This window comes from Nostoc sp. (genome assembly GCF_036919575.1).
Taxonomy (GTDB): domain Bacteria; phylum Cyanobacteriota; class Cyanobacteriia; order Cyanobacteriales; family Nostocaceae; genus Nostoc.
In genome coordinates this window covers 94,762-115,903 of record NZ_JBALBY010000005.1, presented here as the reverse complement: position 1 = coordinate 115,903, position 21,142 = coordinate 94,762, and the positions used below count along the sequence as shown (strand labels likewise).

The 21,142-nt window shown below is 41.1% G+C and carries 21 protein-coding genes and 1 pseudogene; 13 read left to right on the top strand and 9 right to left on the bottom strand.

Annotation, left to right across the window (positions count from 1 at the left end; all coding sequences use genetic code 11):
* Positions 1-103: 103 nt before the first annotated feature.
* Positions 104-1,036 carry a ribokinase gene (gene rbsK, locus V7K27_RS02290; protein ID WP_334943895.1) on the bottom strand — a complete coding sequence of 311 codons (933 nt, stop codon included), beginning with the start codon at positions 1,034-1,036 and terminating at the stop codon, positions 104-106.
* A gap of 178 nt (positions 1,037-1,214) precedes the next feature.
* Here rbsK and V7K27_RS02285 point away from each other — a divergent pair, with 178 nt between their 5' ends.
* The gene (locus V7K27_RS02285) at positions 1,215-1,400 is read left to right on the top strand and encodes a hypothetical protein (protein WP_334943893.1); all 186 of its coding nucleotides are present in this window, start codon (positions 1,215-1,217) and stop codon (positions 1,398-1,400) included.
* 145 nt (positions 1,401-1,545) lie between these two features.
* Here the strand turns inward: V7K27_RS02285 and V7K27_RS02280 are convergent, their stop codons facing one another.
* Complete coding sequence (locus V7K27_RS02280; RefSeq protein ID WP_334943891.1) at positions 1,546-3,228, bottom strand: SulP family inorganic anion transporter; 1,683 nt, start codon at positions 3,226-3,228, stop codon at positions 1,546-1,548.
* 512 nt (positions 3,229-3,740) lie between these two features.
* On the opposite strand from V7K27_RS02280, the gene V7K27_RS02275 reads away from it, so the two are divergent.
* Both V7K27_RS02275 and ccmS read left to right on the top strand, forming a co-directional pair.
* Positions 3,741-5,549, top strand: a complete 1,809-nt coding sequence (locus tag V7K27_RS02275; RefSeq protein ID WP_334943889.1) for an ABC transporter ATP-binding protein — start codon at positions 3,741-3,743, stop codon at positions 5,547-5,549.
* A gap of 39 nt (positions 5,550-5,588) precedes the next feature.
* Entirely contained in the window at positions 5,589-6,017 is a 429-nt protein-coding gene (gene ccmS / locus V7K27_RS02270; protein WP_334943888.1) for a beta-carboxysome assembly chaperone CcmS, read from the top strand.
* A gap of 65 nt (positions 6,018-6,082) precedes the next feature.
* Here ccmS and V7K27_RS02265 read toward each other — a convergent pair whose 3' ends face one another.
* Together V7K27_RS02265 and V7K27_RS02260 are read right to left on the bottom strand one after the other, a co-directional pair.
* Positions 6,083-7,813 carry a HEAT repeat domain-containing protein gene (locus tag V7K27_RS02265; RefSeq protein ID WP_334943886.1) on the bottom strand — a complete coding sequence of 577 codons (1,731 nt, stop codon included), beginning with the start codon at positions 7,811-7,813 and terminating at the stop codon, positions 6,083-6,085.
* Between the two features lie 104 nt (positions 7,814-7,917).
* Positions 7,918-8,376: pseudogene (locus V7K27_RS02260) on the bottom strand (cytochrome P450); the annotation flags it as partial.
* A 280-nt stretch (positions 8,377-8,656) separates the two neighbouring features.
* Here V7K27_RS02260 and V7K27_RS02255 point away from each other — a divergent pair.
* Positions 8,657-9,289 (top strand): ParA family protein, encoded by a 633-nt coding sequence (locus tag V7K27_RS02255; RefSeq protein ID WP_334943884.1) that lies wholly within the window; start codon positions 8,657-8,659, stop codon positions 9,287-9,289.
* Between the two features lie 2 nt (positions 9,290-9,291).
* Positions 9,292-9,909 (top strand): hypothetical protein, encoded by a 618-nt coding sequence (locus V7K27_RS02250; RefSeq protein WP_334943881.1) that lies wholly within the window; start codon positions 9,292-9,294, stop codon positions 9,907-9,909.
* A 174-nt stretch (positions 9,910-10,083) separates the two neighbouring features.
* On the opposite strand, the gene V7K27_RS02245 is transcribed toward V7K27_RS02250, so the two are convergent.
* Together V7K27_RS02245 and V7K27_RS02240 are read right to left on the bottom strand one after the other, a co-directional pair.
* The gene (locus tag V7K27_RS02245; protein ID WP_334943879.1) at positions 10,084-10,977 is read right to left on the bottom strand and encodes an alpha/beta fold hydrolase; all 894 of its coding nucleotides are present in this window, start codon (positions 10,975-10,977) and stop codon (positions 10,084-10,086) included.
* Positions 10,978-11,124: 147 nt separating this feature from the next.
* Positions 11,125-11,304, bottom strand: coding sequence for a hypothetical protein (locus V7K27_RS02240; protein ID WP_334943877.1), 180 nt, complete (start codon positions 11,302-11,304; stop codon positions 11,125-11,127).
* Here V7K27_RS02240 and V7K27_RS02235 point away from each other — a divergent pair.
* The 5 genes from V7K27_RS02235 (at position 11,303) to V7K27_RS02215 (ending at position 17,325) form a co-directional block, all read left to right on the top strand.
* A complete protein-coding gene (locus V7K27_RS02235; protein ID WP_334943875.1) occupies positions 11,303-11,614 on the top strand; it encodes a BMC domain-containing protein in 312 nt (103 codons plus the stop codon). The two genes, V7K27_RS02240 and V7K27_RS02235, sit on opposite strands and share 2 nt — an antisense overlap.
* An 85-nt stretch (positions 11,615-11,699) precedes the next feature.
* Positions 11,700-12,050: a carbon dioxide-concentrating mechanism protein CcmK gene (locus V7K27_RS02230; RefSeq protein ID WP_334803320.1), complete on the top strand. Its 351-nt coding sequence runs from the start codon at positions 11,700-11,702 to the stop codon at positions 12,048-12,050.
* Between the two features lie 1,658 nt (positions 12,051-13,708).
* Entirely contained in the window at positions 13,709-14,896 is a 1,188-nt protein-coding gene (locus V7K27_RS02225) for a HetZ-related protein 2 (RefSeq protein WP_334943873.1), read from the top strand.
* 287 nt (positions 14,897-15,183) lie between these two features.
* On the top strand, positions 15,184-16,437 hold the full coding sequence (locus tag V7K27_RS02220; RefSeq protein ID WP_334943871.1) for a pilus assembly protein PilB: 1,254 nt from the start codon (positions 15,184-15,186) through the stop codon (positions 16,435-16,437).
* A 204-nt stretch (positions 16,438-16,641) separates the two neighbouring features.
* Complete coding sequence (locus tag V7K27_RS02215; RefSeq protein ID WP_334943869.1) at positions 16,642-17,325, top strand: Crp/Fnr family transcriptional regulator; 684 nt, start codon at positions 16,642-16,644, stop codon at positions 17,323-17,325.
* Between the two features lie 203 nt (positions 17,326-17,528).
* Here V7K27_RS02215 and V7K27_RS02210 read toward each other — a convergent pair whose 3' ends face one another.
* On the bottom strand, positions 17,529-17,795 hold the full coding sequence (locus V7K27_RS02210; RefSeq protein ID WP_334943867.1) for a hypothetical protein: 267 nt from the start codon (positions 17,793-17,795) through the stop codon (positions 17,529-17,531).
* Positions 17,796-17,939: 144 nt separating this feature from the next.
* Between V7K27_RS02210 and V7K27_RS02205 the strand changes: the two genes are divergently transcribed.
* The 3 genes from V7K27_RS02205 to V7K27_RS36370 all read left to right on the top strand — a co-directional run bounded on the left by V7K27_RS02205 (position 17,940) and on the right by V7K27_RS36370 (position 19,567).
* On the top strand, positions 17,940-18,563 hold the full coding sequence (locus tag V7K27_RS02205) for a hypothetical protein (RefSeq protein ID WP_334943865.1): 624 nt from the start codon (positions 17,940-17,942) through the stop codon (positions 18,561-18,563).
* Positions 18,564-18,613: 50 nt separating this feature from the next.
* Positions 18,614-19,264 (top strand): Abi-alpha family protein, encoded by a 651-nt coding sequence (locus V7K27_RS02200; protein ID WP_334943863.1) that lies wholly within the window; start codon positions 18,614-18,616, stop codon positions 19,262-19,264.
* Positions 19,265-19,348: 84 nt separating this feature from the next.
* Positions 19,349-19,567 carry a hypothetical protein gene (locus V7K27_RS36370; RefSeq protein ID WP_442947582.1) on the top strand — a complete coding sequence of 73 codons (219 nt, stop codon included), beginning with the start codon at positions 19,349-19,351 and terminating at the stop codon, positions 19,565-19,567.
* Here the strand turns inward: V7K27_RS36370 and V7K27_RS02195 are convergent.
* Both V7K27_RS02195 and V7K27_RS02190 read right to left on the bottom strand, forming a co-directional pair.
* The gene (locus V7K27_RS02195; protein ID WP_334943861.1) at positions 19,489-20,109 is read right to left on the bottom strand and encodes a hypothetical protein; all 621 of its coding nucleotides are present in this window, start codon (positions 20,107-20,109) and stop codon (positions 19,489-19,491) included. The two genes, V7K27_RS36370 and V7K27_RS02195, sit on opposite strands and share 79 nt — an antisense overlap.
* Before the next feature lie 106 nt (positions 20,110-20,215).
* Positions 20,216-21,085, bottom strand: coding sequence for a CPBP family intramembrane glutamic endopeptidase (locus tag V7K27_RS02190; RefSeq protein ID WP_334943859.1), 870 nt, complete (start codon positions 21,083-21,085; stop codon positions 20,216-20,218).
* Positions 21,086-21,142: the final 57 nt, after the last annotated feature.

Genomic DNA, 21,142 nt, shown 5'->3' with positions numbered 1-21,142 from the left:
GTATCACTAAGAACATCAATTGCAATGTTCTTAGATTACATCTTATGCTGACTTTTTGCTTAAGTTGACACCAATGAGCACTGCTGTGCCCCTACCGCGTGGTCTATTTACTCCCCACTCCCCACTCCCTAAGAAACGCATCAAATGTAAACCTATCCGGTAGTGAAGTTTGTGCGCCTGGTTTTGTTGTCGCCAAAGCACCGGCGGCTGCACCCCAAACAACTGCCTGATGTAAAGAAAGTCCTTCAAAAAGTGCCGCCGTTAAGCCGCCATTAAAAGCATCACCAGCAGCTACTGTGTCAACCGCATGAACTGGAAACGCCGGTATAAAAAACTTTTCCTCAGCAGTGGCACAAAAAACACCTTTAGCACCCAGTTTAACGATCGCACATTTCACACCCCGTTGTAATAAAACTTCAGCTGCTTTGGCTGCAAGTTCTTCCCCATGCACAGGAAAACCCACTAACTGCGCTGCTTCAACTTCATTCGGGGTGATAATATCCACTAACGGGTAAAGTTCATTTGGGAAATCAGATTGTGCGGGTGCTGGGTCGAGAATTACGGTTATTTTAGTTTTTCTGGCGGCTTTTGCGGCTGCAATCACGGCAGTAATCGGAATTTCTAATTGTAAAAGCAGTGCTGTCGCTGATGGGAATAAATGGGACAATCTCTCGACATCTTCTTGATTGACACACCCATTTGCACCAGGAATTACAATAATTTGATTTTCACCAGCATGATTGACGGCGATGATGGCGACTCCAGAACTAACAGTCTTATCCACGAAAATATTGTCAATCTGCACACCAGATGCTTGCAAATTGTTGACAAGTTCTACACCAAAACCGTCTGCACCCACACGCCCCACCATTTGAGTAGGAATTCCCAATCTTGCTAATGCTACAGCTTGATTCGCTCCTTTACCTCCCGAAACTTGAAAAAAGTCTTCTCCTAGCAATGTTTCTCCTGGCACTGGTAATCGAGGTGCTGTTGCTACCAAGTCTATATTGATGCTGCCGAAGACGATAATGCTCATGATGCTTATTGTTCTTGATCGTCAAGTCATTCAGCCTAATATTACAGGAACACAGAAGTCTGAAATAGCTGATTAACCAAAGTTTTACCCCACCCTAACCCTCCCCTTATAAAGGGGAGGGAACTAGATTTCCGGTCTCCCCCCTTTACAAGGGGGGATTAAGGGGGGTAATTCGACAATGCCATTGTCAGCCGATGCAATGCCATTGTCAGCCGATGCAATACCATTGTCAGTCGATGCAATGCCATTGTCAGTCGATGCAATGCCATTGTCAGTCGATGCAATGCCATTGTCAGTCAATGCAATGCCATTGTCAGCCGATGCAATGCCATTGCAGGTTAAGAGACTTGTGTGTACACCGTAGCCTTTATAGCGTTTCCTAATCACATAAGGTAGATCATAGCCCCCTCCTCGCATGCGGGGAGGGGGTTGGGGGTGGGGTTCTTGTACGTCACTCAAGCGAGAACCGCTATATAGGAAGAGAGGCTTTGATTATTCGCAAAATATTGTTAGTCATTTAATTCCATCAATTCTTTTGTTTTCAAATCAGCCGCTATAGGTTGAGAACATCCTGCAATCTGAGGAGAGATAGAGCAAATCGCATCTGTTGTTGTTTCAAAACAATTTGATAACCCAATTGTTTTTAACAATCCTGAACGTTCTAATAGTTGTTTGACTTCGGGTTGTAAACCTGTGAGAATTAAGCGGCAATTGTGCCGTTCCATGTCGTGATAAATATCTTCTAAGGCTACTAACCCAGTTGTGTCCATATTTGGCACAAACCGTAACCGCAGAATTAAATACTTCACTTCCGGTTCATCGCGCAGGAAAGTAGCAAACCGTTCCGCAGCACCAAAAAATACGGGGCCATCTACGCGATAAACTGCGATTTCCTTACCTAATTCCAGAGGAGTACCAGGGGGAAATACTTCGGTTTCAGGTATTTTGACTAGGCTTAAATCGCTCATCCGTTTGATGAATAAGGCTCCAGCTGCAATCAATCCCACTTCCACAGCGAGAACTAAGTCAAACAAGATTGTCACTAGCCAGGTGAGAATCATCACCGCAAAGTCGGAGTAGGTAGCACGCATTAATAAACCAATGCCATCCCACTCAATCATCCGCAAGCTAACCACCATCAAAATGCCAGCAAGTGCCGCTAAAGGAATCTGGGCTGCTAGGGGTGCTAAAGTTAAAACAATAATCGCTAAAGCAACGCCATGAATTACCCCTGATAGTCGGGTTTTGCCGCCAGAACGGACATTCACAACAGTCCGAGCGATCGCACCTGTTGCGGGAATGCCCCCAAAAAATGGGACAATGATATTTGCTAATCCTTGACCAATTAATTCGCGATCGCTATTATGTTTTTCGCTCACCGTCATTCCATCAGCCACCACCGCCGATAGCAACGATTCAATACTTCCCAGTGCTGCTAAAGCCAAAGCTGGATTAATCAGTTCCCGAATCACGCTAAAATCATTCCAGTGGGGAATACCTTGAGGCATCGGTAAAGATTGCGGAATGCTGCCAATTGTCGGTACATCCAAATGGAAATAACTAGCGATCGCTGTTGCCAACACCAACCCCATTAAAGAACCCGGTATTGTAGAATTAATCTTAGGCCACAAAACCGTGGTTGCAATCACCACTATTGCCAACCCAACAGCAGCCCAGTTTAAAGCTTCTACATGAGTTGCACTTTGCCAAAGTCCGGGCGCAAAATGTTCACTGCGCGGTAGTTGTAAACCAAAGAAATTATTTAATTGACCACAAAATATAATCACGGCAATACCATTGGTAAAGCCTGCCGTCACTGGATAGGGAATAAACTTCACTAGCTGTCCAAGTTTGGCAACCCCCAAGGCAATCTGGATAATCCCAGCCATCACCCCAGCAATCCAAACTTTCTCTATGCCGTACTTGGCGACAATTCCCACCAAAACCACGGCCATTGCACCTGTTGGTCCTGTAATCTGTACCGAGGAACCGCCAAAGATTGCCGCGACAATTCCCGCCACAATCGCGGTGTAAAGTCCTGCTTTTGGTTCTACTCCACTTGCCACCGCAAAGGCTAAAGCTAAAGGTAAGGCTACCACTGCTGCTGTCAGCCCTCCCGTCAAATCGCCACGCAGTCCGCTAAATAAGGGACGCAGACGCTGTGGTTCTTGGAGGATATCTGAGATTGCCATATTCAGTTTCAACTCTTATACGCAATTTGCTGATACATACATTGATGTGATATGATATCCGGGCAATTAAGCATAATAAATACCCGGAACCCCAAACAGCCTGCGGGGAAAAACCCCTTTATTATAGACATCTGGTAAAAAAGTCAAGATTATATTGTGATTAACTTGTAGCGGGCAATATTGAAGAATCCGCCCATTTGGGTTTTAGATGAAGCTGCCTTAGCGGTGGATAAGGGACTGACAACAAATAAATTACCCAATCATGTGGGGTGGGCATCTTGCCCGCCTTTCTATATGGGCGGGCAAGTTGCCCACCCCACAAGAAGTAGTTGAGTATTTTTTTATTTGTCAGTCCCTAATGAAACAGAAGCGGCAATCTGGCGATCGCTCGAACTGATTACAGTCGATAGAAGTATAATTGCGTTTGCGTAGCGTACTGTAGGTAATCGCTCATCGTCAGACTCAAGACTTTGTTCTGTGTTAATATCAGTTGCACGAAACCGCAAAAAGCCGTGGCTACTGTATTAAAATCTCATCGGATATCAAGAAGGCGTAAACATTCAACGCATCCTCTCCAGCGCTTGCTTGAGTATGGACACCAGTATCGTAAACAAATTTGGCTGGCGACTACTTATTCCATCCTGAATAAATTTTTCGACTTGGCACCACCCGGCTTAATTGGCGTCGCGGTGGATGTGGTAGTCAAGCAGCAGGATTCCATAATTGCACAGTTAGGGGTACGCGATGTCTTTCAACAATTTTTGATTATTTCCTTCCTGACTGTAATCATTTGGATACTAGAATCTGTTTTTGAGTACGCCTACGCGCGACTTTGGCGGAATTTGGCTCAGAATATTCAGCATGATTTGCGTTTGGATGCATACAAACATTTGCAAGAGTTGGAATTGGCTTATTTTGAAGAACGCAGCACTGGCGGTTTAATGTCTATTCTTAGTGATGATATTAACCAATTAGAGCGATTTTTGGATGGAGGAGCGAATGATATTATCCAAGTTTCCGCAACTGTTGTAATTATTGGCGCTGCTTTCTTTATTTTGGCTCCTAGTGTAGCGTGGATGTCTTTATCACCGATGCCATTTATCCTCTGGGGTTCCTTTGCTTATCAACGATTACTTGCGCCTCGCTACGCCGAAGTACGAGAAAAGGTAGGTTTCCTTAATTCGCGTTTGTCAAATAATATTAGTGGAATTACTACTATTAAAAGTTTCACTGCCGAAACTTATGAAGCCTCTCGTTTGGAATTAGATAGTGATGCTTATCGCCGCAGTAACTCTAAAGCAATTGCTCTTTCTGCTGCTTTTGTGCCGTTAATTCGGATGCTGATTTTGGTAGGTTTCACGGCATTACTGTTGTATGGCGGAATGGCTGCGGTTTCTGGAAAAATGTCTGTAGGTACTTACAGCGTATTAGTATTTTTAATCCAGCGCTTGCTGTGGCCTTTAACAAGATTAGGCGAAACATTTGACCAATATCAAAGGGCAATGGCTTCTACTAATCGAGTCATGAATTTGTTGGATACTCCTATCGCTATTCATACAGGTGATGTGGCGTTACCTGTGAATGAAGTGCGCGGCGAAGTGCAATTTAAAAATGTTTATTTTGCTTATAAAGATAGATTTCCAGTTATTAAAAATCTGTCTTTGGATATTCCAGCAGGAAAAACGATCGCAATTGTCGGTTCAACTGGTTCTGGAAAAAGCACTTTAGTTAAACTTTTGTTGCGGTTATACGAAGTGCAAACCGGAAGCATTACTCTCGATGGCATTGACTTACAAAGTTTGAATTTGCAAGATTTACGCCGTTGCATTGGTTTGGTAAGTCAAGATGTCTTTCTATTTCATGGCACTGTAGCTGAGAATATTGCTTATGGTAGCTTTGAGACTAGAGAAGAAGAAATTATCACGGCGGCGAAGATAGCGGAGGCGCACGAATTTATTATTGAATTGCCCGAAGGTTATGAGACAATTGTGGGGGAAAGAGGACAAAAGTTATCTGGTGGACAAAGACAACGGATTGCGATCGCCCGCGCAGTCTTGAAGAATCCCCCCATTCTGATTTTAGATGAAGCGACCTCGGCGGTGGATAATGAAACAGAAGCGGCAATCCAGCGATCGCTCGAACGGATTACAGTCGATAGAACTACAATTGCGATCGCACATCGTCTTTCCACCATCCGCAATGCCGATTGCATTTATGTCATGGAACATGGAAAATTAGTAGAGTCGGGAACCCATGAGCAACTGTTGGAGAAAGATGAGATTTATTCTAGTCTCTGGCGTGTACAGTCAGGTTTGAGATAACTTTCGCGCAAAGTTTTGTGTCTTCATTACGAATTATTTATGTTTTTTGGCAATAGTCAAACAGAATCAGGTGATACTAAGTGGCGTCGCCAGTTGGATAAGTTTGTGAAAGCAAATCAGCAAGAATTGGCGGCGCTTTTTTGGGGATTGTGGTTAGCAAATGGTGACAGTCAAGGTACTGTTGGTATTGATTTGCAACCAACGCCGCATTTTGTTTATTGTCCGAAAGAGCAGATTGACAAGTTAAATAATCAAGTTGATAATCGGCTTCAGGAAATTTTGGGGATTGTTGAGAATCACAAGCCGGATGTGGAGGTTGTGATGATTGGGATTGGTAAGGGGGAAATTAAGTTAATTCAGTTTGCACCGGAACCAGCACCACCGATTTGTTTTGAGGAAGTTGGGAAGGATGTGGATGGGTTGTTGGATGTGCTGGAAGAGAGGATGAGGGAGGAGATTGTTTTTTAACGCAGAGGGACGCGGAGGGAAGCGCAGAGGTACGCGGAGGAAGATAAGAACTCTGCGCTTATTGTTTAGTTGATTGCTTTGTGGAAGTCTGGGTAAGTTAGATTTTCGGCACAATGCCAGATGATGTTAAATACGGCTTCGTAGCGATATGAACTGTTTTTGTAGAACTGTTTACTCAGATAGTCTTTTAGGGTTATGACTACTTGTGGTAAATGTTCGCTTTGGATGACGCTTGTCAAATTATCAGCTATATCTAAAAGACCGGATTCATAGGATAGCCACTCTGAAGGAAATAAATCTCCATTTTCATTTTCTTTAACCGCAAGATCCTGATAGGTTTGAATTAATCTAATAAAGACGGCGATTAATTCATTTAGTTTTTTGGTTTCTAATTTTATGCTTAGGTTAAATTGTTGTAAATCATAAGCAGCACTTGTCAAAATTGATTCATGCTTTGTAGTGTTCAAGAGCCGAATTAGAGTATCAAACGCCTGTTGATTATTGGAGTCTATTTCCAGCAAGATAAAGAGCGCATCTAGAGATGTACGCTCATCTTTTAAATTAACCATTTTCCACATGGCTTTAATTATTTGCTGCTGATAGTCATTAGTTGGTGCTAGTATATCTGCTGCATAAAAATACACCCATTCCTCCTCAGCAGTTTCAAGGATTTTGGATAAAGTGGTAATTGCTACTCTATTACCTGAATCGAATTTTCCTAGACATAAAGCAGCCTTACAACGGAAAAATTCATTCTGAGTGGTTTTAATTCTCTCAGTTAAAATAGTAATTGCAGCTTTGTTACCTGGATCAATTACCATCAGATATCTAACAGACATATCGAGCAAATATGTATTCTCGGTAGTTTCGAGAATCTGGACTAAAGTATTTAACGCTATTGCATTACCTGGATCGATATCCCACAAAGCCTTAGCTGCATCTGAACAAATCACATGATCTTTGTATCTTTGAATGAAATCAATCAGGGTAGCGATCGCAATTCGATTGCCATAAGCTATGTTTCCTAAAGCTTTAATCGCACCCTCATATATGTCTTCTAACATCAACCACTCATTTGTGATCTCATCAGGCTTCATTTTGATAAATTGGATTAAAGCAGCGATCGCAGTTTCGTTACCGTAGCCAATTTTCCCTAAGCTATGAATTACATTCCCAGGCGTTATTTTGATGAATTGGATTAAAGTAGTAATTACAGTTTCATTGCCATAGCCAATTTTTCCTAAGCTACGAATTGCAGTCCGAAGATGAGAGTTATTTTGCTGAATTAGCAGCATTAAAGCTGCGATCGCACTTTTATTACCCGGATCAAGTGTTCCTAACTTTTCGGCTGCAAGTCTAAGAACTGTGCGACTTTCAGTAGTATGAACCAAATGGACAAAAGCGGCAATAACCCGTTTTCTATCGGTTAATTCCAGAGTTTTTCTAGCTGTCTTCACCAATGGTTTTGGTAGCATTTGCCAATCGCTTTTATCTTGCCGAAAATAGGCATAACTCCATTTCAGCAGTTGTTCTGCGATCGCATCACCCAAACTACATTCTGGGAACTGGGATAAAGCCTCAGCCGCCAAAAAATAGGCGCGATACCGATAAAAATCGCCGCAGCCGTCATCAAAATCTATTAAAGCTTGGATAAAATCTTCTTTCTGCTGCTTATCCACATCCTTTTGGCTGAACCAGTGGAGAATCTCTGCTTTCCACTCCGGCTCAAAGATGCGGTAAGTGCCTTGATTTAAATTGCTGCGATCGTCGTTAAAGAAATACTGCCAATCATGCATTGCCTCCTATCCACTTCGAGATGTGGGACGAAAGGGACTTAAATAAATCTTGCTACATCAGTTGGCTTCCTGTCAAGTCTACACGCAATAAGTATCTGTAGAGGTAGAATAGCACGCAAGGTGATTTCTTGCATCGACTCACGGATATTAAAAGGCTTGCCAATTCGCCATTCATTACTCACCTGTCGGGTTATTTCGCGGATATCCTGACCATAAGCCCGCATCCTCTCGCCATGAAAGGGAGGAGCTAATAGTTGCCGTTGACGCTGGTGGCGATCGCCATCTGATAACATAAAGGAGCGATCGCCAAGCAAAAATCTTAGTCCTATATTCCCCCTACCAACCTCAAAATAGCTAGAATTAGCAGTAAAAATCTGCTCAAGTGCTTGGGGTTGACTAAAGTACACAAGATGATTATTAGAGCGACTACTCCTGATCGTGAAAGTGTCACCATAGATTTTGCCAAAATCATCTACATATTTCACTGGCTGACTAATAAACTTGATCATCCGCAACCAGCGCGGTATTTCAGGCCCATCAGGCAGATTGTAAGTTGTTGTCATAGAATTTTGGGGAGTTGATGGCTTCTGAATTTTATTGTTACGACTTTTCATGTTATTTAGGGTTACAAAAAGCGGTATATTCATTAATGGGGAGTAGGGAGTGGGGAGTAGGGAGTGGGAAGTGAGGGAAAAGGATAATGATTAATTAATACTCCTAATAACTAACTTAGTACTCAACACTGTTTCAAGTCAGTCCATCATCAAAAAATCCCACAACCAAACATGAATTTGATTTCTTCCCCTACTCCCCGCTCCCCACTCCCTTTCCCTAGCTAAAGCAGTGCCAAAAATCATCGCTATTCTCAACGGTAAAGGAGGAGTCGGTAAAACGACTACCGCAGTCAATCTGGCTGCAAACTTTGCGAAGAAAAACAAGGTGCTGCTGATTGATGCAGATATTCAAGGTTCTGCCAGTTGGTGGTTTGGGCGCAGTCAGCAAGGAATGGGATTTGATTTATCTCAAGAAACTGATCCCACACTTTTAGCTGATTTAGGAAAGATAACAGGTTACGATTTAGTAGTGGTGGATACACCTCCCGCGCTACGCTCTGAAGCATTAGTGGCGGTAGTTGCGATCGCAGATTATCTAGTTTTGCCTACACCCCCAGCCGCAATGGATTTAGCAATCCTCGTGGAAACAGTCAAGGAAGCCGTCATCCCCTTGGGAACCCCCCATCGGGTATTGCTCACCAAAGTCGATACGCGCAGTCTGGGGGAAGCGCAAGAAGCAAAAAATACTCTGACTCGCTTAGGTATTCCTACTTGTAATACCTTCATCCGTGCCTATAAAGCTCATGAACGAGCAGCACTTGAAGGTGTAGCGATTACTCAATGGCGAGGAGGAAATGCACGGGAGGCGGAATTAGACTACCGCCGTGCAGCTGATGAATTACAGCGTGATTGGAGAAAATAATAATGGCTAGGAAACAAAGTCTCTCTGACTTATTACAAGAAGAGGCGCAAAAATTTACACCCCCAGAAGGTGAACCTGCGATCGAAGTTACAGCAGAAAAAATTGCCGAAGAAGAGGCTTCATCTGATGAGGAATCCTCAGCACAAATACTTGAGCCAATTTCTACTAAGCGTACAAGTCCCACTAAGGCTGATTTAGAAACAACTGTCAAAGAATTGACAAGTAATCTGGAAGAAAGCCACGAAAAAGAAACATCTCTTGGACAGGAACTTGCTAATTTGCAATCAAAATTATCTAAGCAAAAAACATTTGCATCGGAACAACAATCATTACTAGAACAGCTAACAAAAGAACTTGACGAAACCAAAAAAACAGCACTGCAACTTGCACAAGCAAATTCCCAGTTGATAGAAGAAATTAATGCTTTAAAACAAACAGCAGAAGATAAATCTAAACTTGTTGTCAAAGAAACTAGCGCGATCAAACCAGTAAAAGAACAGTACAATCCACTTAACTACAAAAAATCACATCGGTCATCGGAAACACTAGCTCAAAATCAACCTCAAAATCAACCAAATGAGTATCCTGATAGTTCTAATGAGATGTGGTTACTTGACTAGAGTCAGTTGAAGAAGAATTCAGAAGTCAGAATTCAGGAGTCAGAATGAATCAGTCGGGGATTCAGACCCGCGACTGAATTCTGTTCGATAAAGATTAAATAGCAATACCTCAAAACCTATGGCACTGCTTCATTCCCGCAGTGCCATTTCTGACACAATTGATACTTCTGTGGTTTATGCTTTAGAGCTAAATTCTAAAATATGCTGGGCTGTGATTTGTGGTTGTTCCAGGTGTGGGAGATGACCACAATCTTGAATCCAGATGAGAGTACTGTGTGGAATTGCCCTTTTAAACTTTGTGGCATCCCCAGTACCTAAAATTTTATCGGCATCGCCCCACAAAATTAGCGTTGGTTGCACAATTTGTGATAGTATTTCAAGTCTAAAAGCACTGTAACCACCACTTTTAGTGAAAGAAATCAGAGCTTGATGCCAACTGTGCATTTGTAGGTGTAATGCGCCACAACATAGCGCATCGGCAGAGGCAAGACTTTGATTTTTATATCCAATGCGCGAAACGCGATCGCGCACCTTCAGATTACTCAAAAACTGAGTTGCTAAATAATCCAACGGGGGAAACATTAATTTACTTAATCGTGAACCACCTGTCAAGCCAGCACTGTCAATTAACACCAGCTTTTTTACTACTTCCGGGTAAGTCAGCGTAAAATCAATCGCCGTCGCACCCCCCATCGAAGCGCCCACTAAAATTACAGGTTGGTTAATCAGGCTTTTCCAGAAATAATAAAGATGGGTTTTAATCGTAGTTGGGCTATAAGGAATTTCTGAGAGTCTATCTGTAAACCCAAAACCCAACAAATCCACTGCCCAAGTTTCATTATCTTTTGAAAGCAGTGGCAAAAGCCGCCGAAATTCTAATACAGAACTGTCAAAGCCGTGAATTAATAAAATAGGAGTTCCACCACTCCCTTGCTTGACATAGGTTGTCGTAACTGGTTGATTAGTTAAAGGAGTAGCCAGAGCAGTTGTTTGAATACTCTGAGCTAGTGCGATCGAGGCAGATTCTGTCAGTTGCCCAACTGCTGTAGGAAGAAAATTCGGAAACATAAATTTCAGTTTATCGTACTAGCTTGCTTCCACGCATAGCTGATTTTGTTAAACAACAAAAATTATACAAACTAAGACGCTGAAGTATTATTTGTAATATCTAAAACATCAACCAACGGCTATCAAAATATTCTAACTCCCCACTCCCTAGACGCGATTAATCGCGTCTCTCCCCACTCCCCACTCCCCACTCCCCACTCCCCACTCCCCACTCCCCACTCCCCCAAAAATTATGGCATCAAAGAAAGTTTTCCAAAATGTCAAAATTTGGACTAAAGCCACGTACAATTGAAGTCGCCTATCCCTTAATCCAGGAGCTAATGCCATGCCAATGGCCGTTGGCGTAATTGAAACTTTAGGTTTTCCTAGTGTCTTAGCAGCAGCAGATGCAATGGTCAAAGCTGCCGCAGTCACAATTGTGTATTATGGTCAAGCCGAAAGCGCTCGCTTGTTAGTCGCCGTCCGGGGACACGTTGCTGAGGTAAAAAGAGCAGTTGAAGCCGGAATCGCAGCCGGAGAGGAAGTAAAGGTTGGTACAGTAATTACCTACTACATCGTTCCTAATCCCCCGGAAAATGTGGAAACCATATTACCAATCCATTTCACTGAAGAATCAGAACCTTTCCGCATCTTCTAAGCAATTTTGCTATCAAAATCTGTAGCGAAGCTTCGTACAATTAACTTGTCGCCCCCATATCGTTTATTCATACAGGAGATTAATAATGTCATTACAGGCAGTTGGAGCACTTGAAACGAAAGGTTTTCCTGCGGTGCTAGCAGCAGCAGATGCGATGCTAAAAGCTGGTCGAGTCACCCTCGTTGGTTATATCAGAGTAGGTAGCGCTCGCTTTACAGTTAATATTCGTGGCGATGTTTCGGAAGTAAAAGCAGCTATGGCTGCTGGTGTTGAAGCCGCAGAGAATGTTTATGGCGGTACCCTAGAATCTTGGGTGATTATTGCTCGTCCCCATGAAAACGTTGAAGCTGTTCTGCCAATTGGTTACACAGAACAAGTCCAACAGTATCGAGAATCTGTAGAAAATCCCATTGTTAGATCATCCAACAGTAGATAGAGTCAACCTCCTGGGCGGTAATTCAAAATTTAAGACAAGAATCCCCATGAATTCAAAGAGAAGTCTTTTGTAAGGCTTCTGATTATTAAAGCTTTTGAGGGTTGCATTGTTTCTGTTTTGAGATTTTGCATAAGTTGAATTTTGAAGCAGAGGGAAAGCAACAGTCAGAGTCAATAGTCAAAGTAAATATTGACTGTTGACTATTCATTTTTACCAATGTAAAAGTTTTAAGAATAACTCGCCAATGCTAGAGGCATAGTTGTGGGTAAAGCTAGTTTAAAAAGGATAAATTTGCCATACTAGAACTGATTCCACGCTGTAGCGATAGTATTTATCCAAGAATTTATTTAAGGTTTTATATAACGACTTACTAAACATCCTCTTAAACGGTAATTTACCTATATACATTTAATAAAATTCAAATATATTACGAAATTTAACTTAATCCGATTCAGTTAAGTAGATGTAGGTTGGGTGGAGCGGAGCGCAACCCAACTGATTATCAGGATGTTGGGTTACGCTTTGCCTCCACCCAACCTACAATTTTTTTACTACAATTTTTTTGCAACTTAATCCTCCCTAACCCTCCTTAAAAAGGCTACGGTGTACACACAAGTCGAAAAAAGCTCGATTGGACATTGTTTCCTCGTTTTCCTCGTTCCCATGCAGAGCATGGGAATGCTGATTAGGGGCTGCTGCCTCCAGTTAAATATTGAGTCAGAGACTCAATGAATGCATTCCCATACGGAGTATGGGAACGAGAAAAACCTCATCAAGCTAGGTTTTTAGGACTTGTGTGTACACCGTAGCCTTAAAAATGAGGGAGTTAAGCCCATTTTTAAGAGGAGTCAGCGCAGTCTTGGCAGCATCTTCTGGGGGAAAATATCACTAACGCTAAGTGTATTTAAATATACTAATTATTTTTCTACGTAAGGGGTTGTAGACGGTTGAAACTTATACGGGTGAAATAACGTCTTGGCATTAAGTTAAATTAGATTTGTTCCTCGGCTCGGTTACAAAATGTCAGATTTCCTCGATCCATCTCATGCAAAGGTGTATTGTCACCACTCTAGGTAAATTTCTGTTCTCAGTTAAATAACTAGGACTTACGCACTATACAAATAGACAGTAGTATGCATGATCGCTACTTGTAGGGTTAAGAAGTTTTCCTTCGCTCCTATTTCCAAAATTGGAAATGTAGTTTCCTCTGATGACGATGCTTCCTTAGCTGACTTGGATTTATTCTTCTAGTTGTGAGGCAAACAGGAAATATCGCAGTCACAGAAGCATGTAAGAAAGAAGGTTACACCTTATTTACATAATTGTCTTTCTGTCAATGCGTAAGTTATAGCTAGTTCAAAACCCCGACTTTATTGAGGTGATTTATGCCTACTATGGTCATCACCATACAATCAAAATTTTGTCAATGCGTAAGTTTTAATAACATAACTTTACAAAAAGTTAAAATTAACACAATAGACCGTAACGCTTTATAGGTATAGGTTTGGGGCTTTTTAAACTTGAAAGCAAAACATCAATGTAGAAAATTCTGCATAATTTTAGTGAATTAAGACGTAATAAAAGTGGAATCACTTAGATGTTTTCATGAAACTCATGAAATCCGGGGCAGTTGCCAGTTAAACAATTAGGTGGGACAAATGGGGGTTGTGATGCAAACTTCAAAATTGAGTTTCGAGGAACGCAATCTCATTATGACAAAGGATGTAGAACAACTGGCTCTAGATTGGCAAAAGCGCTTGGCTGCGGAATGTCCAGACCAAAATGAAGCTGCTAGGCAAAGCATTATTCTCTGGCTATTTGGATCTGACTCAAAACGGTTTGATCTGTTTAACCCTAAAGAATTCGATATTGCCAAGCAAGCGATGGAATATCGCTGGAGAATTTTACGTCAACGCTACTTGGGGCTGGGGCGAGAACGTGCTTATCGCAACTTGATAATGCGATTGGGGAGTTTAGTAACATTACGGAATAAGATTCAAACTTGGGTTTCCCTCAGCCGCGATCGCCAGCGCAGTGTGATCGATGTGTTACAAGAAGTACTCCAAGAATTATTGCAAAGCGATAGCCATATGCAACAGCAAATGGCTGATATTGCCAAATATACAACCGATCGACGATTGGGCGATGCTCTGCTATTTGCCAGTGTAGAAGAATATTCTCTGCGGCCAGTACGCAATCAACCCCTATTAGCTTACCGTTTTGTGAATTACTTGCGTCGCACTCAGCGCGGTGGCTTAACCCAAGTGCCAAGCGGTGACTTGATTAGACTAGTGTCGGAAGAAGTTCTCACAGATAATAATGATAATCGAGTTAACTTAGTCGATAGTCAGGCGATCGCAGAATATCAAGAAGCACAACAACTAGAGGAACAACAAGCACTGCGCCAGTCAGTACAAAAAGAATTTGAAAATTATTTACAAGAAAATCTGGGAACAGAAGCAGTGGAATGGCTACGACTGTATCTCCAAGGTAAGTCACAGGAAGATATTGCCCAGAGAATGAATAAGCAGACTAAGGAAGTATACCGTCTGCGAGAAAAAATTAGTTACCATGCTGTGCGTGTTTTTACCCTCAAAGGTAAACCAGAACTCGTAGACAGTTGGCTCTCAATTTCCTTGCAAGAACATAACTTGGGATTAACACAAAACCAATGGCAGCAACTTAATGAAAAATTGACTCCTCTGGGGCGGCAGATCCTAGATTTGCGGAAAGCAGGAAACTCAATAGAAGCAATAGCCGAACAATTAAAACTCAAAACCCATCAAGTGCTAGGCGAATGGACAAAAGTCTATCTTGCAGCCCAAGCTTTAAGAACTCAGGAGTAAACTGTGAGACATCTAGTTGATTTACTGAGGTCGTGGGGAAGAGTAGGAGATGGAGAACTAGGGGAGCAGGGGCATATAGCAAGTTTTTCCCATCTACCTCTTCATCCCCCTCATCCCTAACTCAGTATTATCACTAAACTACAATCCAAAATTGATTATTGACTTACGTCTATTTATGTATAGATAATTTAATTTTTAATAATTTAACAAAGGATCTTGATTAAATGCTTACTAAATTAAATTAGAGGAAAGATAGTATACGAGCAAACACCAAGCAAATCAAACCTATGTTGTCTTCAAAAGGCAAACTAACAGATACCGCAGTAAATAGACAGCAAGTGCTAACTGCTACACAAAGCCACTGGGAGCGAGTAGACATTCGTAAGCAAATATTCCAGCTGATTGATAGTCTTTTGTCTTTTGAAGCTTGCCTCTACCACCAGATTTTGCCTTTTGAATTAGAAGACAACAACCTCTTGCTAGGTATGGTTCATCTACAAGACAGCGAAGCACTAGATTACGCTAGTCGCATCTTGTCTTATATCAATTGCACAACAATAACTGAGGCGATCGCAGCCGACGTTCACCGCCGAATACTCTCAGCCTACCTCAACCATAAGAATACATCTCAGCTAGATGCAAAACTTGTGCATCAGCCAAGAACGGACTTTTCCCCAACAAATAGCGCAGCTACCATTACTGACAAACCTATTCCCTCCCTAGATGCCGACTCGGAATCAAATCAGCAACCAATATTGATGGTGTTTCAGACACAAAAGCGTCAACATTCTTGGCAGCGCGTAGACTTGCCTCCGATCCCAAAGCTAGATAAATTATCTCAAACTACGACGTTCTTGACACCGATTTCCACAGGTCAAGAGGGAGAGACTTCTGAAGCAACAGCACCAAACAATTTACCTATTTTGTCTACACAAGTTCCCGAACAATTTAGTCCGATTGAGGTTTTACCAACACTACCACCCAAGAAATTACTAGAAGAATTGCTAGGGCGAATTCTGGCTGGGGGAATTGGTCGGCTGTATTTAGAAAGACAAGCTTATGAAGGTAGGATATTGTGGAGTGATAATGGAGTCTTGCAGTCTGTATTAGACAAACTGCCGCTCTCTGTTTTCCAAGGAGTACTGAATGAATTAAAGCGGTTTGTTTCCCTGCCTGTCACCACGGTTACAGAACCAAAACAGGTAGAGAAGGAATACGTATATCAAAAGAACCGCTTATTGTTACGCTTGCGAGTCATGCCGGGAAACTACGGCGAAGAGGCAACACTCCAAGTGTTGCGGGGAGCAGCATTAAAGTTCTATCAACAACAACAGTTGGCGCGTTTGAGCCGTGATGCCTTAGGAATTTCTCAGCAACTAAGCTTGAAGTTGTATGAACTACAAGAACGGCTTTTGCTGAATCCCAGCCTTGACTCTCAGCAATCAGAGGCAATGGTAGCCCTGAATCAACTAGTGAAAAATTTAGACCAACAGATCAAAATACTAGGACTGGAAAGCAATCCACCAACAAACAGCAAATGATCGATCTGTCAGTGAAACCCCTGATTGCGATCGCATACATAATTGTTATGTTTTAATTGAACCCTAGACCGATCAACCTGATTAGGTTTATCTCAAAATAAATACAAATTTTGCGATCGTATTCTGAGTAAGATTACGGTTTAAACAAACTTATAGTAGCAAAGTTAGTTTCCTGCTCTTGAATCCCATTGTTGCAAATATTTCATGCTAACTGAGGTTTTTAGTGAACTTTTCCCCTTAATGAGTACAGCCACTCCCCAAACTTTGGAATGGCTACTCAACGTTGCAATTGAACATGAATACCCATCTGGGCGAGCTGTTGTGATGGAAGATGCCTGGGGTAACGCCGTTTACTTCGTGGTATCTGGTTGGGTCAAAGTCCGGCGAACCGTCGGTGAAGATTCAGTAGCTCTGGCAATTTTTGGCCGGGGCGATTTTTTTGGAGAAATGGCAATTTTGGATGAATCTCCACGCTCAACCGATGTCATTGCCCTTTCACCCGTGAAGTTGATTAGCATATCCAGAGAGCGTTTTATTCAAATATTGTTTAAAGACCCGCAATTACATCACCGGATGTTGCAACTGATGGTGCGACGATTGCGGCAAATTAACGTGCGCTTACAAATGCGGTCTTCACCACCAGCAGTCAAACTCGCCCATACCCTAGTGACTTTAGGAGAAAGTTATGGTCAGCAATCCAATTTGGGGAAGGAAATTTTTAACATTCCCTTCAAAGATTTAGCCGAGGTGACAGAAATCGGCGTTGAAGAAACCACCAAAATTATGGAAAAGCTGCATGAGAAAGGGTGGATCAAAATTGACAGCGCCAACAACATGATTGATCTTATGAACTTCAAACAGTTGATGAACTTAGCTGGCAAACTGTAATTCGGGCATAAGTATCATCGGAACAGAAAACCGAGTTAAGCTTAAAAGCCTTATTAAATAAGGATTATACTGATAACGAAGCTCATTGACGCTCTGCTGATCATCGAGTCACTACTCAATGATAAAATAAGGGTTTCAGCTTCTGAAAATGCTTGTATTACTCATGTAATATCTCTTAACCCGGTTTTCTGCGTGAATGCTACTCATACCCCAGTAAGACCTACATTATTTTCGTCTCCATGCAAGCTGAAATGAAGGATAGGAACCAGTGGATGTTGGTGAGAACAAGCATCGACAAGATGAGAGCTAAGTGCTTCAGCAAGCATTTCTCTGTCGGATGCGAGGCTATACCAAAAGGGAATCCTGGCTAGGTTAAATGCTTCACTCAGTGCGCGACTTTCTACTCGTCCATGCAGAAGATCATGTTTTGATGGTGATTCTATGATGTAGACAAAACCGTTCATTCCCATTGGTCAGTTTTTTGCCCCTCAACTACCTTAAATATTGGTCTGTACAGACTAACATAAAAAGTTTGTTAGAAATTAAGTAATTCTGGGCATCCTATAGTCATAGACAAAAATAAAGCAATTACTTTCAATTTCGCTATTGATGTTATGGGTATTAATCGAAATATAAAATTTGGAATTTCAAAATCAGGAACTTATCTCTTAGACTTTATTCCCAAAGAACAAACAGAGCGTTATTTACATAGACTCAATTATTACAAATTAAATTATAAGGTAGTAACCAGAAAGCGGAACTTGACAGATGATGAAATTTTTCGGCACAGATTAAAAACTGATGAGGAAGAGGTTTGTTGCGTATTCTTTTCTTTGATTGAAGAAGAACTAATAAAGAAATTAATAGCAGCATATGGTTTGATTGACAAAAGAAAATATTTAATCCCCAAATCTAATAATTTTATATGTTTTTTAATGGATAATATTTATATTATCGCCTGTAATAAAACTTTTTCAGACGAAATAAAGTTAATGAATAAATACTTAAGCCAGTACACTGATTTTAAATATAAACTAATTCACATGGAAGATTACGGTATTTTTATGCCGATGGCAAGTATATCAAATCTAATTATTGAAGATATTGAAAATTTTATATGTATCGTGGATGAAAATCATGAAGAACATGAAATAAGAGAAAAAATGTTAAAAGTGCAAAAAATGGTTAAGATATATAAAGAATATCTTAGAGTTCAACCACCTATTTATTATTTTTGAGAATATTTTTATAGAAATCATATCTCATAAGTCAAAGATAAAAGAAAAGTATGGATATAATACCAATAATTACTGAAATTTTAGGTAATGCAGATAAAGCAGGAATAACAATTTTAATCAAAGCACTTTTTGAAAAAGAAATAATCCAAATTGGAAATTTGACAAGAAAGAAAGCTGCTAATTTAGTTGAAACGCTAAAAATAATTCTTAACAAGCCAAATATTAAAGATATAAATTCTGAAGAATTAATAGAAACAATAGAAGATATTGAACAGGAAACATTGCAGCCTATATTAGAGAATATACTTATAGGACATAAAAATGAAATAATTAGACAAAAATGGATTAATTTATTAGAGTCAGCAATATTAGGATATTCAATTCACCCTAGATATATAGAGACATTAAGACTTTTGGATGGTATAGACGCTAACATTTTGGAATTTATGTTTGATTTTCGCAAAGGAGGAAATCGATTGAAGAATTCTGAAATTGTAATAGCGTTAGAACAAAGGAAAATAGAGAATCCTACAGAAGAAATGGTAAAAGATAGTTTATCTAATTTAGTAGAAAGAGGATTATGTGATGTAAATAACCTACAAGGAAAACCAAGATACTCAGACATGGATAGCGAAAACATATACATTAGCCGCTTCGGGGAAAAGTTTTTATTTATGGTTGGTGAAAAAAGTCCTGAGTAGCAGAGGTAAGTGAGGCTGTAGCGCAAAACCTGAACAACCCCCGCCAGTAGCTTGGAACAACTAGCTCAAGCATAACAACCAAAGATTCGCCAAGCAGTAGCCCAAAACCCGAATACGCCAATCAGCACCCTGGAAAAATTAGCCAGAGATGAAGACGGAAACGTTCGGATGAATGTCGCTTCAAAAATTAACTTGTCGCCTCAGACTATCCACTTACCATTTCTCTATACTAGGGTTTTAGACAAGGAACTTTCAAAGGTCTGTAATATAATTCCCAGAATCTTATCGACGGAATTAACATAATATTCTACTGAGTCAATGCAAACAGTATTCTGTTCTAAAGTTAAGAATTTCCAAGCGGTTCCACTTGTCACTGCTCCATAGATGACTGGAATCTCATTACCTGCTCTTTGATTAAATATCTGAGCAGCAATCATTGTGGCTGCACATTGCCCCAATCCGGCGATGATATTCTCATTTTTGGCCTCTACAACAGTGACTATTGGAGCGCTGATAAAATACTGTTCACCAGATGCACTGAGGATGAAGTCACAAAAACCTGAAAGTCCTTGAGCAGGATCAACATTGAATTCTGTACCTGAAAATAAGCTGATCTGATAATCTAACTGTCGCCTTACCTCAGACAGAATCGGAGCGATTAAGAACTCAGAGCGGGCTTTTTCGCTGTTGATGGCAGTTGCTAAAGTTAGGTTCTCATCTAGCAACCGCTTCAGTAAGTCAGATGGCTGGACACCCCCTACAGTTAGAAACAGATTACGTGTCTCTTCCAGAGTTAAGCCAAACGCATCTCTGACTTTAAGAAGACTAAAATCACTGTATGCCATAGACTTCTGCTCCAGTTCTATCTTAATTGTGCATGGCTTCCCTGTCTTTGCAAGATATTGCTTCGTTAGCAGGCTTGCCTCTCAAATATTGCACCTGAACGCGAAATTAAAAATACCTAGAGAAAAGCCAGATAATCACTCCAGTTCCCAATACACAAATAATTCCCGCCAAGCCAGCTAGGGGTTTTTTGTTCTTACCTGTGAACCAGTCAGAGACTTTACCAGTGTAAGTAATTAATTCTGCTGTATCTAGCGTAGCGATCGCCCATATCCATCCCGCATGGAGTCCCCAAGCTAAACCCAAATTGCCTTTCGCAGCAAAGCGTGCCAACACCAGCACCATTCCCATCAGCCACAATCCAGGGAGTTGCGGTGCCGTTTCACGTTGCTCCCAAACTAGGTGTAGCAAGGCAAAAATCAAGCTAGAAATTGCGGCTGCTACCCAAACTGGATAATCCGGCGCTAATTCAGTGAACAGGAAACCGCGAAAAACTAACTCTTCTATGCCACCGACTAATAACGCTATCAAGAAAATCGGTAGCAAGATGGGTAGTACTAACTTGAAATTCGTCTTTTCAAAACAACACCAACCTAACCCAAATTGCCCACTAAATACAATAGCTAGGCTCACCACTCCCAAACCGAAACCTAGTGCTAAAGAACCAAGAGTTAAAAGATTCCCAACAAAGCCGTAATCCGAAAAAGATTTATTGGTCAGCCAACTAACTCCCCATAGAATCAGGGGAGCTAATAGGTAGAGTGACAACAATAACGGCATTTTTTGCTCTGGCTGCAAAGGTTTGGGAGGTTGCCAATTGAGCAATATTGCTGATACTGCTGCTAGTGGCAACCAGCAAATTATCCAGCCAATAAAAAATGCCATCACTATAACTAGTGGTGGTGCATTTACCATAAATACCAGTAGGACGTTGACTGAAGGTTCAAAAAAAGTTATCAAAATAAACAAAAAAAACACGATAGACTTCTTGCACTATAGATTTCTTGCTGATTAATCAAGACTCTACTAAATTTG

Bases quoted from the DNA above. Each gene is read 5' to 3' on its own strand.
- V7K27_RS02200 (WP_334943863.1), top strand. From the start codon at position 18,614: ATGGATATAATACCAATAATTACTGAAATTTTAGGTAATGCAGATAAA.
- V7K27_RS02235 (WP_334943875.1), top strand. From the start codon at position 11,303: ATGCCAATGGCCGTTGGCGTAATTGAAACTTTAGGTTTTCCTAGTGTC.
- rbsK (WP_334943895.1), bottom strand. From the start codon at position 1,036: ATGAGCATTATCGTCTTCGGCAGCATCAATATAGACTTGGTAGCAACA.
- V7K27_RS02230 (WP_334803320.1), top strand. From the start codon at position 11,700: ATGTCATTACAGGCAGTTGGAGCACTTGAAACGAAAGGTTTTCCTGCG.
- V7K27_RS02250 (WP_334943881.1), top strand. From the start codon at position 9,292: ATGGCTAGGAAACAAAGTCTCTCTGACTTATTACAAGAAGAGGCGCAA.
- V7K27_RS02285 (WP_334943893.1), top strand. From the start codon at position 1,215: ATGCCATTGTCAGCCGATGCAATGCCATTGTCAGCCGATGCAATACCA.
- V7K27_RS02195 (WP_334943861.1), bottom strand. From the start codon at position 20,109: ATGGCATACAGTGATTTTAGTCTTCTTAAAGTCAGAGATGCGTTTGGC.
- V7K27_RS02280 (WP_334943891.1), bottom strand. From the start codon at position 3,228: ATGGCAATCTCAGATATCCTCCAAGAACCACAGCGTCTGCGTCCCTTA.
- V7K27_RS02245 (WP_334943879.1), bottom strand. From the start codon at position 10,977: ATGTTTCCGAATTTTCTTCCTACAGCAGTTGGGCAACTGACAGAATCT.
- V7K27_RS02220 (WP_334943871.1), top strand. From the start codon at position 15,184: ATGTTGTCTTCAAAAGGCAAACTAACAGATACCGCAGTAAATAGACAG.
- V7K27_RS02225 (WP_334943873.1), top strand. From the start codon at position 13,709: ATGGGGGTTGTGATGCAAACTTCAAAATTGAGTTTCGAGGAACGCAAT.
- ccmS (WP_334943888.1), top strand. From the start codon at position 5,589: ATGTTTTTTGGCAATAGTCAAACAGAATCAGGTGATACTAAGTGGCGT.
- V7K27_RS02240 (WP_334943877.1), bottom strand. From the start codon at position 11,304: ATGGCATTAGCTCCTGGATTAAGGGATAGGCGACTTCAATTGTACGTG.
- V7K27_RS02215 (WP_334943869.1), top strand. From the start codon at position 16,642: ATGCTAACTGAGGTTTTTAGTGAACTTTTCCCCTTAATGAGTACAGCC.
- V7K27_RS02210 (WP_334943867.1), bottom strand. From the start codon at position 17,795: ATGGGAATGAACGGTTTTGTCTACATCATAGAATCACCATCAAAACAT.
- V7K27_RS02205 (WP_334943865.1), top strand. From the start codon at position 17,940: ATGGGTATTAATCGAAATATAAAATTTGGAATTTCAAAATCAGGAACT.
- V7K27_RS02265 (WP_334943886.1), bottom strand. From the start codon at position 7,813: ATGCATGATTGGCAGTATTTCTTTAACGACGATCGCAGCAATTTAAAT.